The sequence below is a fragment of the Mycobacterium parmense genome, from assembly GCF_010730575.1.
GTDB classification, from domain to species: domain Bacteria; phylum Actinomycetota; class Actinomycetes; order Mycobacteriales; family Mycobacteriaceae; genus Mycobacterium; species Mycobacterium parmense.
Genome location: NZ_AP022614.1, coordinates 3,939,678 through 3,954,572 on the forward strand (window position 1 = coordinate 3,939,678; position 14,895 = coordinate 3,954,572).

Sequence of the window (14,895 nt, forward strand, 5' to 3'; positions counted from 1 at the left end):
GGGCCCCCGGGCCAGCAGGGCTCTACAGCGCCTTGAGTTCTTCGGCGACCGCGGTCACCGACTTCTTCGCGTCCCCGAACAGCATGGTCGTGCCGTCGGCGTAGAACAGCGGATTGTCGATGCCGGCGAACCCGGAGTTCATCGACCGCTTGAGCACGATCACCGACTTCGCCTTGTCCACGTTGAGGATCGGCATCCCGTAGATCGGGCTGGAAGACTCGTTGCGGGCCGCCGGGTTGGTGACGTCGTTGGCGCCGATGACGATCGCGACGTCGGTGCGCCCGAACTCGTCGTTGATGTCGTCCATGTCCTTCATCGCGTCGTAGTCCACCTCGGCCTCGGCCAGCAGCACGTTCATGTGCCCGGGCATCCGGCCGGCCACCGGGTGGATGGCGTACTTGACCGGCACACCCTTGGCCTCCAGCAGGCTGGCCATGTCCTTGACGGCGTGCTGGGCCTGCGCGACGGCCAGGCCGTAGCCGGGCACGACGATCACCTGGTTGGCGTAGGCCATCTGGATCGCGGCGTCGGCCGCCGACGTGGCCTTGGCGGTGCGGTCGCCCGCCGCGCCCCCGCCGCCCGGCGCGACGCCGCCACCGCCGAAGCCGCCGGCGACGATCGCCGGGATGGACCGGTTCATCGCCTTGGCCATCAGGTTGGTCAGGATCGAACCCGACGCGCCGACGATCATGCCCGCGACGATCATCGCGGTGTTGTTCAGCGCCAGGCCGGCGGCGGCGGCCGACAGGCCGGTCATGGCGTTCAGCAGCGAGATCACCACCGGCATGTCCGCGCCGCCGATCGGCAGGACCACCATCAGGCCCAGCACCGCGGCCGCGACGAGCAGCCCGATCATCCACCACAGCGACGCGCCACCGGTGCCGGGATGCGCGTGCACGCCGATCACCACCGCCGCGCCGACCGCGGCGGCCAGCAACAGCAGGTTGACCGGTTGCTGGGCCTTGCCCAGGCCGATGGGCGCCCCGGAGATGATCTCCTGAAGTTTGCCGAACGCGATGATCGATCCCCAGAACGAGATCGAGCCGATGATCGCGGCGAACAACGACGCCACCACAATGTGCACGGTCGGTGACTCCCCGTGCTTGAAGGCCGAAAAACCGGTCGTGTCGATGAATTCCGACAGCGCGATCAGGGCTACCGTGCCGCCGCCGACGCCGTTGAAGAACGCCACCAGCTGCGGCATGGCGGTCATCTTGGTCAGCCGCGCCGGGGGGACGCCGAGCGCCACCCCCACCACCAGGCCGGCGATGATCAGCACCCAGGACTCGGTGTGGCGGATCTTGACCAGCGTCGCGGCCACCGCGAGGGCCATGCCGACGGCCGCGATCAGGTTGCCCCGCACCGCGGTCTTGGGCCCGGTGAGGCCCATCAGCCCGTAGATGAACAGCGCGAAGGAGATGATGTAGAGGACGGTGACGAGGTAGTTCATTTGGCGGCCAGATCTTCCGTCTTGACGGGTACGACTTTCTTCTTGCCCTTGAACATGCCCAGCATGCGGTCGGTCACGATGAAGCCGCCGATGACGTTGAGCGTGCCGAACACCACGGCGACGAACAGGATGATCTGCACCGCCAGCGACGGGTGCTCGACCTCCCCGAACACCACCAGCGCGCCCAGCACGACGATGCCGTGAATGGCGTTGGTGCCCGACATCAGCGGCGTGTGCAGCGTGTTGGGCACCTTGGAAATGACGGCGAACCCGACGAAACCGGACAAGACCAGGATCGCCAAGTTGGCCAATAGCTCGTCGTACATCTAGGAGTCCTCCCTAACCGGCCCGCGTCACACAGGATGCCGCGATGACCTCGTCCTCGAAGTCCGGGGCCAGCTTGCCGTCTTTGAGCAGCAGGTCCAGCAGCGCGGTGATGTTCTTGCTGTAGAGCTCGCTGGCGTGCTCGGGCATGGTCGCCGGCAGGTTCAGCGGTGAGGCGATGGTGACGCCGTGCTTGACCACGGTCTGCCCGGGCTCGGTGAGCTCGCAGTTGCCGCCGGTCTCCCCGGCCATGTCCACCACCACGCTGCCGGGCTTCATCGACTCCACCGCGGACGCGGTCACCAGGCGCGGCGCGGGCCGCCCGGGGACCAGCGCCGTGGTGATCACCACGTCGAAACCGGCGATCGCCGCCTCCAGGGCCTTCTGCTGCTGCGCGCGCTCCTCGTCGGTGAGCTCGCGGGCGTAGCCGCCCTCGCCGGCCGCGTCGATGCCCAGGTCCAGCCACTGGGAGCCGACCGAGCGGACCTGGTCGGCCACCTCGGGACGGACGTCGTAGCCGGTGGTCTTCGCGCCCAGCCGCTTGGCGGTCGCGAGGGCCTGCAGCCCGGCCACACCGACCCCCAGCACGAGCACGCTGGCCGGCTTCACGGTGCCGGCCGCCGTCGTCAGCATCGGGAAGAACCTGGTCGACTCCGAGGCCGCCAGCAGGACCGCCTTGTAACCGGCCACGTTGGCCTGTGACGACAATGCGTCCATGACCTGGGCGCGCGAGATGCGCGGGATCGCCTCCAGCGCGAAAGCCTGCACGCCGGCCTCGGTGAGCGCGCCGATCGAGTTGTCGGCGTTGCGGGGCGCCAGGAACCCGATCAGGGTCTGCCCGCGGCGCAGGCGGGTCACCTCGGCGGCCGTCGGCGGTGCCACCTTGACGACGATGTCGGCGGCCCAGGCGTCCCCGACGCTGGCCCCGGCCCCGGTGTAGAGGTCGTCGGGCAGCAGCGCGCGGTCGCCCGCGCCGGACTCGATGACTACCGCCACACCGCTGTTGACCAGCGACGCGACCGCCTTGGGCACCAGGGCGACCCGCCGCTCGTCGGCCCCCGACTCGGCGACCACCCCTACCGTCGTCTGCGCATTTGTCATGGCGCGTTTATCTACTTTCCGTACTTATCTGCTGCTGAATGTTTCTCCGCATATGCCGCTGACTCGGCCGCACGCCCCGCTACCTTAACGCCTGGCGGATTTCACCACGGACGCGCGATCACCGAGGTGGGAGACCGCCGGCGAGCGATCGGCTTCCCAGCTCGATGCTTCGCCATCCGGGCTCGCCGCAGTAGCGGTCACGGTGTTGTGGGGCCACAAAAAACCGTTGTGTGGTGCGTCGATAGACGAACCGGATCACCAGAGCGGGATCTCCAGGCCGCGTTCTGACTCCGGCCGGGGCCCGAAGTAGCGCCGTTCGGATTCGTCGATCGGCACGTCGTTGATGCTTGCCTCGCGCCGCGCGTTCAGACCGTCGGGCGTGAATTCCCAGAGCTCGTTGCCGTAACTGCGATGCCACTGGCCGTTGGTGTCGCGGCACTCATATTGGAACCGCACCGCGATTCGGTTGTCGTGAAAGTCCCAGAGGCTCTTTCGCAGCACGTAGTCGAGTTCGCGCCGCCATTTGCGGGTCAGGAACTCGACGATGGCCTCGCGGCCGACGATGTGCTCGCCGCGATTGCGCCAGTGCGAGTCCGGTGTGTACGACAAGCTGACCCGGTGGGGGTCGCGGGTGTTCCACGCGTCCTCGGCCGCCTGAACCTTCGCCAGGGCAGTCTCCGATGTGAACGGCGGGAAGGGCGGGCGGGGGTCGGTCATGGCGTATATCCTGCTTCGCCGCATGCGGCGCCCGCCAGCCCTGGTTTTCCCGCTGCCGTCGTCTTGGTTGTGACCCGTGTCCTATCGTGGCGAACATGGACTTCGCGATGTCGGCCAAAGCCAGCGACTATCACAAGCGGCTCTCCGACTTCATGACCGAGTATGTGTTTCCGGCCGAGGCCGACTACGACAAATATCGCGACGAAGCCGGCCCGCACGACCACACGGTCCCGCCCGTCATCGAGGAACTCAAGGTCAAGGCCCGGGCCCAGGGCCTGTGGAACCTGTTCTTGCCGGCGGAGTCGGGCCTGACCAACCTGGAATACGCTCCGCTGGCCGAGATCACCGGCTGGAGCCTGGAAATCGCGCCCGAGGCGCTCAACTGCGCGGCGCCCGACACCGGCAACATGGAGACGCTGCACCTGTTCGCCACCGAGGAGCAGCGCAAGCAGTGGCTCGAGCCGTTGCTGGCCGGCGAGATCCGCAGCGGCTTCTCGATGACCGAGCCCGCGGTTGCCAGCAGCGACGCGCGCAACATCGAGACGTCCATCGTCCGCGACGGCGGCGACTACGTGATCAACGGCCGCAAGTGGTGGACGTCCGGCGCTGCGGACCCGCGCTGCAAGATCCTCATCGTGATGGGCCGCACCAACCCCGAGGCGGCCAGCCACCAGCAGCAGTCGATGGTCCTGGTCCCGATGGACACCCCGGGCGTGACGGTGGTCCGCTCGACCACGGTCTTCGGCTTCCAGGACCAGCCGGGGCACTGCGAGATCGTCTACGACAACGTCCGGGTGCCCGCCACCAACCTGCTGGGTGAGGAAGGCGGCGGCTTCGCGATCGCGCAGGCCCGCCTGGGGCCGGGCCGCATCCACCACTGCATGCGCGCGCTGGGCGGCTCCGAACGGGCGCTGGCCCTGATGGTGGACCGGGCGTCCAAGCGGGTGGCGTTCGGCCGCCCGCTGGCCGAGCAGGGCGTGGTCCGCGAGGCGATCGCCAAGTCCCGCAACGAGATCGACCAGGCCCGGCTGCTCTGCGAGAAGGCCGCGTGGACCATCGACCAGCACGGGAACAAGGCCGCCCACACGCTCGTTTCGCAGATCAAGGCGGTCGCCCCGCAGGTGGCGTGCAACGTGATCGACCGCGCCATCCAGGTGCACGGGGCCGCCGGCGTCAGCGAGGACACGGTGCTGGCCCGGATGTACGCCTGGCACCGGGCCATGCGGCTGTTCGACGGACCCGACGAGGTGCACATGCGCACGATCGCGCGGGCCGAGCTCGGCCGGGAGAAGTCTCCGCTCGCCGCGGCGGTCACCGCGCATGACTGAGGCTCTCCGAGAACTGTCGGGCGCCTGGAACTTTCGCGACGTCGCCGACGGCGCACCCGCGTTGCGGCCGGGTCGGTTGTTCCGGTCCAGCGAGCTGAGCCGCTTGGACGACGACGGCCGCGACGTCCTGCGCGAGCTGGGCATCACCGACGTCGCCGATCTGCGCGCCGCCAGGGAGGTCGCCCGGCGCGGGCCCGGACGGGTTCCCGACGGCGTCGACATCCACCTGTTGCCCGTCCCCGACCTCGCCGACGACGAACAGGGTGACGACGCGGCGCCCCACGAGCACGCGTTCCGGCGCATGCTGACCGACAACGACTCCGACGAGTCCATCGACGAGGTCGCCGCACGCTTCATGGTGGACGAATACCGGCAGTTTCCCGTCAGGAACGGGGCCCAACGCGCGCTGCGCCGGGTCATCACGCTGCTCGCCGCCGGGCGTCCGGTGCTGACGCACTGCTTCGCCGGCAAGGACCGCACCGGCTTCGTGGTGGCGACGGTGCTCGAGATCATCGGGATCGATCGCGACACCATCGTCGCCGATTTCTTGCGCAGCAACGACGCCGTGCCCGAGCTGCGCGAGCGGATCTCGGAGATGATCGAGCAGCGCTCGGACACCGAGCTGACCCCGGAGGTGGCGACCTTCACCGAGGCCCGGCTCTCCGACGGGGTCCTCGGCGTCCGCGCGGAGTACCTCGCCGCCGCGCGCCAGACGATCGACGAGCGGTTCGGCTCGCTGGACGGCTACCTGCGCGACGCGGGCATCTCCGAGAACGACGTGCAGCGACTGCGCGCGGCGCTGCTCGCCTGAGGCGACGCCCCGGGGGGCGTATCCGGTTGTCGGCGCAGGCCTTTCGCGGCCGAAGATGCGGCGGCGGCCGGTATCGAGCGGCGAGCGAACGGGCGCCGCTGACGACACACAAGACCGGCGGTCTCTAATACCGCAAATGCCAGACAGCCAGGCAAGTTAGATCTACTCTGCTTGAATGTCGACTCCGCGATGACGGGGGGTCATTGGTTCATGGTCGTCGACAGCGTTACTCAATAGCCCCGGCGTCGAAGGAAATGGCCGATGACAACCTTGATCACTCAACCCCAACTGTTGACTGCGGCCGCGGACGACGTGTCGCAGATCAATTCGGTGATCAATCAGGCCAGGACCGCCGCAGCCGGATCGACGACCAACCTGGTCGCCGCCGCCGAGGACGAGGTGTCAACGGTGACCGCCGCGTTCTTCGGCGGATTCGGCCAGGAGTACCAGGCGCTGTTGCAGCAGGCGACCCTGTTCCAGGAGCAGTTCACCGCGGCCCTGGCCGCGGCCGGAAACGCCTACACGGCAGCCGAAGTCGAGGCGCAGAGCGCGCTCGGGATCGCGCCGCTGGCCAACCCGGTGTTCGGCACGTACACCCCGCCGACACCCAACTCGATCGCCGTCACCGCCAACTTGATCATGACGGGGAGCGGCACGGCCACGCCGTCATCGACCTACATATCCAATGTGGTGGGCCGTTACCTGACTCAATTCATGACCACTATGAACACTCCGGTGTCCACGGCCGAGGGCCTGTACCCGTTCACCGGCGTCAAGGACCTGACGCTCGACATCTCGCTGGCCCGCGACGTCACCGAGCTCAACAACGCCATCACCCAGCAGTTCACGAACTTCGGCGGCCCGATCTCCGTTCTGGGTTACTCGCAGAGCTCGATCGTCGCCTCCATGGAGATGCCGATACTCGCAGCGCACGGCTACACCCCGAGCCAGATCTTCTTCACCTTGCTGGGTGACCCCAGCGCCCCCAACGGCGGCCTGTTCGCCCGCTTCCCGGGTCTGAGCCTGCCCAGCCTGGGCGTCACCTTCGGCACCTCCACCCCGGCCGACCTGTTCAACACGACCATCTACACCCTCGAGTACGACGGGTTCGCCGACTTCCCGCAGTACCCGATCGACATCTTCTCCGACATCAACGCGCTCGCGGGCATCGTCTTCGTGCACGGCACCTACCCGACCCTCTCGGCGGCGCAGCTTGCCTCGGGTTTCCTCCTGCCGGGTTCGGCAGGCCTGGGCACCGTCGGCAGCATGACCAACTACGTGATGATCCCGACGGCGAACCTGCCGATCCTGGACCCGCTGCGCCTGATCCCGGTCGTGGGCAACCCCCTGGCCGACCTGGTGCAGCCGGACCTCACCGCGCTGGTCAACTGGGGCTACGGCAACCCGGCCTACGGGTTCTCGACGGGCCCGGCCAACATCCAGACCCCGTTCGGCTTCCTGCCGCCGCTGGCCGACACCCTGGCCCTGGGACCCGCGCTGGTCAGCGGAACCCAGGCGGGCGTCAGCGCCTTCGCGAACGACATCTCGGCCATGGTGCCGACCGCGCTGCCCAGCTTCTCGCTGCCCAACCTCACGCTGTCGAGCCTCACCGGCGCGCTCAGTGGTGGCGCGGCGGGAACCGGCGCGCTCGCGCTCACCAGCCCTGCGTCGATCCAATCCACCCTCACCGGCCTCATCTCGGGCATCCAGTCGGCGAACACCAACATCGTCGGCACCCTGACCACCGACGTCACCACCGCTTACGCGACGCTGCTTCCCACGGCCGACATCGCGACGGCCGTGGTGGTCTCGCTGCCGTCGTACGACGTCAACCTGTTCCTCAGTGGAATCAGCCAGGCCATCAACGGTGATCCGGTCGGCGGACTCATCAACGCGTTCGGTGACCCGATCGCGGCCAACGTCGGCCTGACCACCCTCGCGGGCGGCTTCGAACTGATCAACATCGAGAATGCGCTGGACACGATCGTGACCGGCAACCCTAACCCGGGGCCCTTCTGATCGGGCTGACGTCCGGCGGCCGGACTGAAGTCAGGCGCCGCAACATATTCGGCCGGCGGAGTGGCTTCGTCGCGGACTAGGCGACAAGCACGGCTTTGACTTAAGCTAACTTTCGCCGGCTTCACGGCGATGGGTCCTCCAGGTTGCCGGCTCTGCTGTCTGACCGCGAAGGAACGGACCCATGACGGGCTTGCTCACCCAGCCACACATGCTCGCAGCGGCCGCGGCGGACGCGTCGCAGATCAGTTCGGCGATCACCTCGGCCAGGGCCGCCGCCGCAGGCCCGACCACCAGTGTGGCCGTCGCGGCCCAGGACGAGGTCTCGGCGGTCACCGCGGCGTTCTTCGGCGAGTACGGCACGGCGTACCAGGCGCTGCTGCGGCGGGCGACCACCTTCCAAGAACAGTTCGCCACTGCGCTGTCCGCCGCCGGAAACGCCTACGCGGGCGCGGAGGCCTCGGCGTCAAAGGCGTTGGGCGCCTTGCAAACCGACACACTGGCGCTATTGGGCGGCAACGTCGCCCCGGCCGTGTCCACAGTGCGAACCGGCGTAGCGGTCGCGGCCCCGGCGGTGGCGCCCGGTGACCCCGTCTACACCCTGGTCCTGGGCGCCAGCGGTCTGCCCATTCCGCCGCCGGAGTACATCCAGGGCATCCCACCCCTGTACATCAACCCTTTCTTCGGGGCGGGCACCAACATCGGCATCAGCACGCCGGAGGGCCTGTATCCCCTCACCGGGATCAAGGACCTGACCTTCGACATCTCGGCGGCGCGCGGCCTCACGATCCTGGACAACGCGATCCAGCAGTACGCCACCCTGGGCGGCACTGCCAACACCATCAACATCTTCGGCTATTCACAGAGCGCGGCCATCGTGTCGATGGAGATGCACGCCCTCAACCCCACCAACACGCCCGGGGGCAGCCTGCTGCCTTCCGGGGTGAACCTGAACATCACGCTCGTCGGTGATGTGAGCAATCCAAACGGCGGCCTGCTCGCCCGCTTTCCGACCCTGAGCCTGCAGAGCCTGGGCTTCACGTTCGGCACCGCGACTCCGGACAACTCCTTCCCGACCCACATCTACACGATCGAATACGACGGCTTCGCCGACTTCCCGCAATACCCGTTGAACTTCGTATCCGATCTGAACGCGTTCCTGGGCATCATCGAATTGCACGGCACCTATCCGTTTTTCAGTAGCGACCAGATCCTCAATGCGATTCAGTTGACGAACACGGTCGGCACCCCCCTGACCCAGTACTACATCCTGCCCACCCAGAATCTGCCGCTGCTGGATCCCGTCCGAGCCATCCCGGTGATCGGCAACCCGATCGCGGACCTGCTGCAACCCGATCTACGGGTCGTCGTCGACTTGGGCTACGGCAGCACCACCCAGGGATGGTCGCCGGGCCCACCGAATGTGCCCACTCCCTTCGGAGTGATCCCCCCGGTCACGCCCGGCGCCGTCCTCGGCGCCCTGGCCACCGGAACCCAGCAAGGCATCGGCGCCTTCGCGAGCGATGTCGCCTCCCTGTCAGGGTCCCCACCGGTCCTGCCGTTGCCGAGCCTGGCGTCGATCACGGGATCGATGGGAAGCGGTGCGCCGAGCCTGCTCCCGACGCTGTCGCCGGCGCTGCCCTCACCGCAGAACTTGATCGCGAGCTTCCAGGCGGCCAACAGCTATCTCACCAACGGCGCCGTGACCTCCGCGTCGGCGGCCTACGCGACGCTCCTCCCGACGGCCGACGTCGCCACCGCGATCGTGGTCACGGTCCCGTCCTATGACCTGAACCTGTTCCTGGACGGCGTGAAGGACGTCATCAACGGAGACCTGGTGGGCGGACTGGAGTACGCGCTGGGCGCGCCGCCCGCCGCGGACACTGCGCTGTTCACCCTGTTCGGCGGGTTCGAAGTCCGGGTCATTCAGCACGCGGCGCAGACGATTGTCGGCGCGTGGACCGCGCCGGCGACACAGGACTGATCCCTACGGCTCGAGGACGACCTTGCCGAGCACGCCGCCGTCGGCCAGGCTCTGCAATGCGGCAGGGGCCTCTGACAGCGGATAGCGTTGCGGCGGAGGTGGTTTGAGGCCCAGGAAGACCAATTGGCCCAGCCCCCAGGAGAACAGGGCCGCCGAGCCGGGCACCTTGTTGAGGTATTCGCCCCACGCGACGCCCATCACGCTGACGTTGCGCAGCAGCAGCCGGTTCACCTTCACCGTGGGGATGCTGCCCGCGGCGAAGCCGATCACCAGCAGCTTGCCGTCGATCGCCAGCACCCGCACGGCGTCGTCGAACGCCGGCCCGCCGATGGGATCGACGACGATGTCCACGCCCCGACCGCCGGTGTACTCCCGCGCCAGCTCGGCCCAGTTGCCGGACAACGGCAACACCAGGTCGGCGCCCAGCGAGGCGACGTAGTCGGCCGCCGCCTCGCGGTGCACCACGCCCAGCACCTTCTTCGCGCCCATCGCCTTGGCGACCTGGATCGCGGCGGTGCCCACCCCGCCGGCGGCGCCGAGCACCAGGACCGTGTCACCCGGGCGCATCGCCGCGCGGCGGGCGAGCGCGAAATACATGGTGTTGTAGTTCACCAGCAGCGACACGGCTTCGGCGTCGTCGAGCCCGGCCGGGCTGCGGATCACGTTGGCCGCCGGCACGGCCACCCTCTCGGCGTAGGCGCCCAGGATGCCGAATGCGGAAACCCGTTCGCCCACTTTGAAACCCGAGCCTGCTGGCGCCGAACGAACCACGCCCGCGGCTTCCATGCCGGGGACGAACGGCGGCGGCAGCTTCAGCTGATACTCGCCCTTGCTCAGCAACAGGTCCGGAAAGCAGACCCCGGCGGCCCGGACGTCGATGACGACGTTCCCGTCGCTGACGACGTCGTCGATGTCGGTGTACACCATGCCGGACGGGCCCGACAGCCGTTGTACCACACAGGCTTTCATGGCGATTACAGCTTGAACGCAGCCCTTTGCGCGTTCGAGAGATCGTCGATCTCGCCCCAGTGGTCGGCGATGTCCTGCACCGACGGCGGCTTCTCGAAATTGGCGCCCTCGTTCTGGAACAGCGCGACCCGCTGCACCTTGCCGCCGCCCACGACGTAAACGGCGGCGCTGTCCGGGTTTTCCTCGGTGCACAGGTAGGCAACCACCGGCGCGACGTACTCGGGTGTGAGCTTCTCGAGAACTTCGGGCGGCAGGATGTCCTCGGTCATCCGGGTGGCCGCGATCGGCGCGACGGCGTTGGCGTGGATGTTGTACTTGGCGCCTTCCTGGGCCAGCGTGTTGATCAGGCCGACCAGGCCCAGCTTGGCCGCACCGTAGTTGGCCTGGCCGAAGTTGCCGAACAGTCCGCTGGTGGAGGTGGCGACCACGACCCTGCCGTAGCTCTGCTCGCGGAAGTGCGGCCACGCGGCCCGGACCACGTTGTAGCCGCCGTAAAGGTGCACCTTGAGCACGGCGTCCCAGTTCTCGAACGACATCTTGTGAAAGGTGCCGTCGCGCAGGATGCCGGCGTTGCTCACCACACCGTGGACGGCGCCGAACTCGTCGAGCGCAGTTTTGATGATGTTCTCGGCGCCCTCGGCCTCGGCCACGCTGTCGTAGTTGGCGACCGCCCGGCCACCGGCCTCCTTGATCTCGGCGACCACCTGATCCGCCATGGCCGAGCCGGCACCGGTGCCGTCGCGGGCTCCACCGAGGTCGTTGACGACGACGCTGGCGCCTTCCCGGGCGAGGGTCAGGGCGTATTCACGGCCCAGTCCCCCGCCGGCTCCGGTGACGACGATGACGCGATCCTGCACTCCGGGCATCGGGCTCTCTCTCCTGTCAAGGTCCGGGCTGTTCGGGACTAGATGCTATAGGGGACGGCCGGGACGGCCGCCAGCAGCTACGCGGTCTCAGAACAGCTTGCGCGCCATCTTGAACGCCCGTTCGGTGTAGGGCGGGTAGATGAAGCTCGACAGGTCGGGCCGGGTCGGCTTGGTCAGCACCGACTTGCGGTGGCTGAACTCCTCGAAGCCGTAGCGCCCGTGGTAGGCGCCCATGCCCGAGGCGCCGACCCCGCCGAACGGCAGCTTGGCCGTCGATACCTGAAAGGCGATGTGGTTGACCAGCATGCCGCCGGCCGGCACCTCCTGGATCACCCGCTCACGGGTCGCGCGATTCTTGGTGAACAGGTAGGCCGACAGCGGCTTGGGTCGCGAGTTGACGAAACGTATTGCGTCGTCCAGGGATTGGACGGTGACCACCGGCAGCACCGGGCCGAAGATCTCGTTTCGCATCAGCGGTCCGTCCGGATCCGGGTCGACGACCACGGTTGGTTGGATCCGCATGCTCGACGCGTCACAGCCGCCGCCCACGGTGACCTTGCCGTCGCCGCCCGAGAGGTAACCACTGATCCGGTCGAACTGCCGCTGGTTGACCACGCGCATGCCCGCCTGCGGGTCCTTGGAACGAAACTTGGTGATGGCCGCGCCGATCTTGTCGACGAGCTCGTCGCGGATCTTGGCGTCGGCGAGTACATAGTCGGGCGCGACGCAGGTCTGACCGCCGTTGAGCAGCTTCATCCAGGCGATCCGCTTGGCGGCGACGTCGACGTCGGCGTCGGCCGCGACGATCACCGGGCTCTTGCCGCCGAGTTCGAGCGTGCACGGCGTCAGGTGCGGCGCCGCCCCCTCGTAGACCTTGCGGCCGATCTCGGTGCCACCGGTGAACATCACCCGGTCCAGTGCCTGCGCGATCAGCTCCTGGCTCACCGCGCCGTCGCCCTCGATCACCACGATCGCGTCGTTGTCGAGATAGCGGGGCACCAGCTGGGCCATCAGGCGCGAGGACGCGGCGGCGATCTCCGACGGCTTGAGGATGACGGTGTTTCCGGCGGCGATCGCGCCGACCGCGGGACCCAGGGTCAGGTAGAACGGGTAGTTCCAGGCTCCGATGATCAGGACCGTGCCGTAGGGCTCGTACTGGACCCAGCCGCGGCCCGGCAGCTGCGGCATCTCCAGCAGTTGGTACCGGCGTCGGGTCCACCTGCGCACCCGCTTGGCCGCGTACTTGGCCTCGCCGACGGTCGTGGCGACGTCGGCGATGTACGCCTCGAACGGGTTGCGGTCCAGGTCCTCGACCAGCGCCGCGGCGATCGCGTCTTCGTTCTCCTCCATCAACTTCTGCAGCTGCAGCAACTGATGTTTGCGCCAGGCGACGTCGCGGGTGCGCCCCGTGGCAAAGGTTTTGCGGAGCCGGGCCACCGTCGAAGGAATGTCGACCGGCCGGAGCTCCGGTACGGGGGTCGCGGGTGCGGATGTCTTCGGTGCAACCGATTCGGTGGTCATCGTTGTCCCTTCCCGAGCAGAGTTGCCCACGGCGTTGCGGGCGACCGCTCATCGGTGATAACCGCGATCCTAACCATCCGGTTGGGAGAGCAGTAGAAAAGATCGGGCGGATCCACCTGTTACCGGGGTGTCCGGGAGATCGTCGTGCACGCGTGCCGGTGGCGATGCGGGGGGTCGACGGTTATTTGACGCAGGGAATGCTCGCGGCCGTCATCTGACTGAGGTCGGTCGGCGCCGGAGCCTGAGCACCGGTGCCGGTCGCGGCCACCGCGGTCACCCGGCCCGGCCCCGACCGCTCGGATGAGGATCCGTAATGTGCGAGATAGCCCTCTGCGGAAGCCCGCGTTCCAACCGTCAGCCGCACGGTTCCCGGCGCCACCGTGTCCGTTGCGGTCACGGGCACGTGCAGTTGGTCGGCCAGGAGCTGCGCACCATCGGAAGCGCCGCGGCCATATTCGATGAGGCTGTCTTCTTCCGGGTGCGCGGCCGTGGTGGCGGTGCCCCGGGTGAAACCACGCCCGGCGAAGGCGGCCTCGATCGCCGCGGCCAATCCGTCGTGTGGGGTGGCGTTGACGACGTCGAGGACCACGGGTTCGGACAGCTCGGGCGGTGGTTGAGGCACCGAGGTCACCGCATCCGGCGCGGCCGGCGTGTCCGATGAGAAGCGCTCGGCGACGATCCGGCGGATGGCTGGGAGATCGACGAGATTGACGTCGGACCCGTTAGCGTCGTGGCCGAACTCGGAGATCGGAAGGGTGTAGAAGGACACCGGTCTGTCATTGAGTTCGGAGGCCTGCGCCGAGAGATCGACGAGATTCAGACCGGCGTCGACCGCGATGTTGTCGCGGACGACCTGAAGCAGGCTGCGCAGCCTACCGAAGCTGGACAGAGCACCGCCGTCACGAACCGCCTTCAACAACGAGACCAGAAACGCCTGCTGCCGGCGAGTCCGGTCGAAATCGGTGAAAGATCCGTCGTTCTCGTCGCGCCGTTGCCGCACGAAGGCCATCGCCTGCGCGGCATCGATCCGCTGGACCCCTTCATGGAAATCCGCGCCCGAATAGCTGTCCACCGTGTCCCCGTTGAGGCACACCGTGATCGGCTCCACGACCTTCGCGATTTGAAAGAACGCGCCCAAGGTGACCTCGACGAAATGATCGACCGAAATCCCCAGCAGCTCATTCACGGTGCCGATTTCGGCTTTGCGGCCGGCCTCGCGGGCGGCTTGCTCGCGAGCGGCGAGGTCGGTTGCGCCCGCTGCGTCCGAATTGCCGTTCGCCTGCGACTCCAGCGACTGCTGATAGGCGAGTCCGTATGCCTGCTTGACTTTGCCCTTGCACACCGACCCCGGACAGCCCGCCAACTCGACGTAATCGTCGCGGGGAATCGACACCGCGGTGATCGCGCCATGACCGCCCGAAATGTGAACGACGATCAGGACGTTCGCGTTGTACCCCCCCGAGCTTTCGTCGCCGGCATGGAGCGCCTCATAGACGTCAGAAGGTAATGGATGGCCATTCTGATCCAACCGACTGTCCAAGCCCATCAAAAGAATGTTCTGGTCGGCGCCCGATGACGTCGCCACACCCGGCAAAGCATGCGAGATGATGATCTTGCCCATCGCGGTGTGCAGGCCCGTCCACCCGACTCCCGTCACAGCCATGATGAGAGCCGAAGCCAGACTTGCGATCAGCCGCCCTTTTAACAGCACCCAGCGGCGCGATTCTCCGAATTCGCCGCTGCTCATAACGACTGACCATTGTTCCGGACCGACCAGCGAATTCCCGGTAGCCACAACCGCGAGCCGC

At 67.6% G+C, this 14,895-nt stretch carries 12 protein-coding genes; 4 read left to right on the forward strand and 8 right to left on the reverse strand.

Annotation, left to right across the window (positions count from 1 at the left end; translation table 11 throughout):
• Window positions 1-22 precede the first annotated feature (22 nt).
• From G6N48_RS18215 to G6N48_RS18230, 4 genes are all read right to left on the reverse strand, one after another.
• Window positions 23-1,450 (reverse strand): NAD(P)(+) transhydrogenase (Re/Si-specific) subunit beta, encoded by a 1,428-nt coding sequence (locus tag G6N48_RS18215; RefSeq protein WP_085268626.1) that lies wholly within the window; start codon window positions 1,448-1,450, stop codon window positions 23-25.
• The gene (locus tag G6N48_RS18220; protein WP_085268625.1) at window positions 1,447-1,776 is read right to left on the reverse strand and encodes an NAD(P) transhydrogenase subunit alpha; all 330 of its coding nucleotides are present in this window, start codon (window positions 1,774-1,776) and stop codon (window positions 1,447-1,449) included. The genes G6N48_RS18215 and G6N48_RS18220 overlap by 4 nt, the downstream gene beginning before the upstream one ends.
• A gap of 13 nt (window positions 1,777-1,789) precedes the next feature.
• Window positions 1,790-2,875, reverse strand: coding sequence for a Re/Si-specific NAD(P)(+) transhydrogenase subunit alpha (locus G6N48_RS18225; protein ID WP_085268624.1), 1,086 nt, complete (start codon window positions 2,873-2,875; stop codon window positions 1,790-1,792).
• A 255-nt stretch (window positions 2,876-3,130) separates the two neighbouring features.
• Window positions 3,131-3,592, reverse strand: a complete 462-nt coding sequence (locus tag G6N48_RS18230) for a nuclear transport factor 2 family protein (protein ID WP_085268623.1) — start codon at window positions 3,590-3,592, stop codon at window positions 3,131-3,133.
• A 107-nt stretch (window positions 3,593-3,699) separates the two neighbouring features.
• On the opposite strand from G6N48_RS18230, the gene G6N48_RS18235 reads away from it, so the two are divergent.
• The 4 genes from G6N48_RS18235 (at window position 3,700) to G6N48_RS18250 (ending at window position 9,731) form a co-directional block, all read left to right on the forward strand.
• Entirely contained in the window at window positions 3,700-4,920 is a 1,221-nt protein-coding gene (locus tag G6N48_RS18235) for an acyl-CoA dehydrogenase family protein (RefSeq protein WP_163670979.1), read from the forward strand.
• Window positions 4,913-5,731 carry a tyrosine-protein phosphatase gene (locus tag G6N48_RS18240; RefSeq protein WP_085268621.1) on the forward strand — a complete coding sequence of 273 codons (819 nt, stop codon included), beginning with the start codon at window positions 4,913-4,915 and terminating at the stop codon, window positions 5,729-5,731. Before G6N48_RS18235 ends, G6N48_RS18240 begins: the two co-directional genes overlap by 8 nt.
• 261 nt (window positions 5,732-5,992) lie before the next feature.
• Window positions 5,993-7,750 (forward strand): PE-PPE domain-containing protein, encoded by a 1,758-nt coding sequence (locus tag G6N48_RS18245; protein WP_085268620.1) that lies wholly within the window; start codon window positions 5,993-5,995, stop codon window positions 7,748-7,750.
• Window positions 7,751-7,931: 181 nt separating this feature from the next.
• Window positions 7,932-9,731 carry a PE-PPE domain-containing protein gene (locus G6N48_RS18250; protein ID WP_085268619.1) on the forward strand — a complete coding sequence of 600 codons (1,800 nt, stop codon included), beginning with the start codon at window positions 7,932-7,934 and terminating at the stop codon, window positions 9,729-9,731.
• Between the two features lie 3 nt (window positions 9,732-9,734).
• Here the strand turns inward: G6N48_RS18250 and G6N48_RS18255 are convergent, their stop codons facing one another.
• The 4 genes from G6N48_RS18255 to G6N48_RS18270 form a co-directional block, all read right to left on the reverse strand.
• Window positions 9,735-10,700: an NADPH:quinone oxidoreductase family protein gene (locus G6N48_RS18255; protein ID WP_085268618.1), complete on the reverse strand. Its 966-nt coding sequence runs from the start codon at window positions 10,698-10,700 to the stop codon at window positions 9,735-9,737.
• Window positions 10,701-10,705: 5 nt separating this feature from the next.
• A complete protein-coding gene (locus G6N48_RS18260) occupies window positions 10,706-11,566 on the reverse strand; it encodes an SDR family oxidoreductase (protein WP_085268617.1) in 861 nt (286 codons plus the stop codon).
• Window positions 11,567-11,653: 87 nt separating this feature from the next.
• Complete coding sequence (locus G6N48_RS18265) at window positions 11,654-13,087, reverse strand: aldehyde dehydrogenase family protein (protein WP_085268616.1); 1,434 nt, start codon at window positions 13,085-13,087, stop codon at window positions 11,654-11,656.
• A gap of 181 nt (window positions 13,088-13,268) precedes the next feature.
• Window positions 13,269-14,834, reverse strand: a complete 1,566-nt coding sequence (locus tag G6N48_RS18270; RefSeq protein WP_085268615.1) for an LCP family protein — start codon at window positions 14,832-14,834, stop codon at window positions 13,269-13,271.
• Between the last annotated feature and the right edge of the window lie 61 nt (window positions 14,835-14,895).

Excerpts from the sequence above, each read along its gene's own strand:
- G6N48_RS18235 (WP_163670979.1), top strand. The coding sequence starts at position 3,700 with ATGTCGGCCAAAGCCAGCGACTATCACAAGCGGCTCTCCGACTTCATG.
- G6N48_RS18260 (WP_085268617.1), bottom strand. The coding sequence starts at position 11,566 with ATGCCCGGAGTGCAGGATCGCGTCATCGTCGTCACCGGAGCCGGCGGG.
- G6N48_RS18245 (WP_085268620.1), top strand. The coding sequence starts at position 5,993 with ATGACAACCTTGATCACTCAACCCCAACTGTTGACTGCGGCCGCGGAC.
- G6N48_RS18240 (WP_085268621.1), top strand. The coding sequence starts at position 4,913 with ATGACTGAGGCTCTCCGAGAACTGTCGGGCGCCTGGAACTTTCGCGAC.
- G6N48_RS18250 (WP_085268619.1), top strand. The coding sequence starts at position 7,932 with ATGACGGGCTTGCTCACCCAGCCACACATGCTCGCAGCGGCCGCGGCG.
- G6N48_RS18225 (WP_085268624.1), bottom strand. The coding sequence starts at position 2,875 with ATGACAAATGCGCAGACGACGGTAGGGGTGGTCGCCGAGTCGGGGGCC.
- G6N48_RS18255 (WP_085268618.1), bottom strand. The coding sequence starts at position 10,700 with ATGAAAGCCTGTGTGGTACAACGGCTGTCGGGCCCGTCCGGCATGGTG.
- G6N48_RS18270 (WP_085268615.1), bottom strand. The coding sequence starts at position 14,834 with ATGAGCAGCGGCGAATTCGGAGAATCGCGCCGCTGGGTGCTGTTAAAA.
- G6N48_RS18215 (WP_085268626.1), bottom strand. The coding sequence starts at position 1,450 with ATGAACTACCTCGTCACCGTCCTCTACATCATCTCCTTCGCGCTGTTC.
- G6N48_RS18230 (WP_085268623.1), bottom strand. The coding sequence starts at position 3,592 with ATGACCGACCCCCGCCCGCCCTTCCCGCCGTTCACATCGGAGACTGCC.
- G6N48_RS18220 (WP_085268625.1), bottom strand. The coding sequence starts at position 1,776 with ATGTACGACGAGCTATTGGCCAACTTGGCGATCCTGGTCTTGTCCGGT.
- G6N48_RS18265 (WP_085268616.1), bottom strand. The coding sequence starts at position 13,087 with ATGACCACCGAATCGGTTGCACCGAAGACATCCGCACCCGCGACCCCC.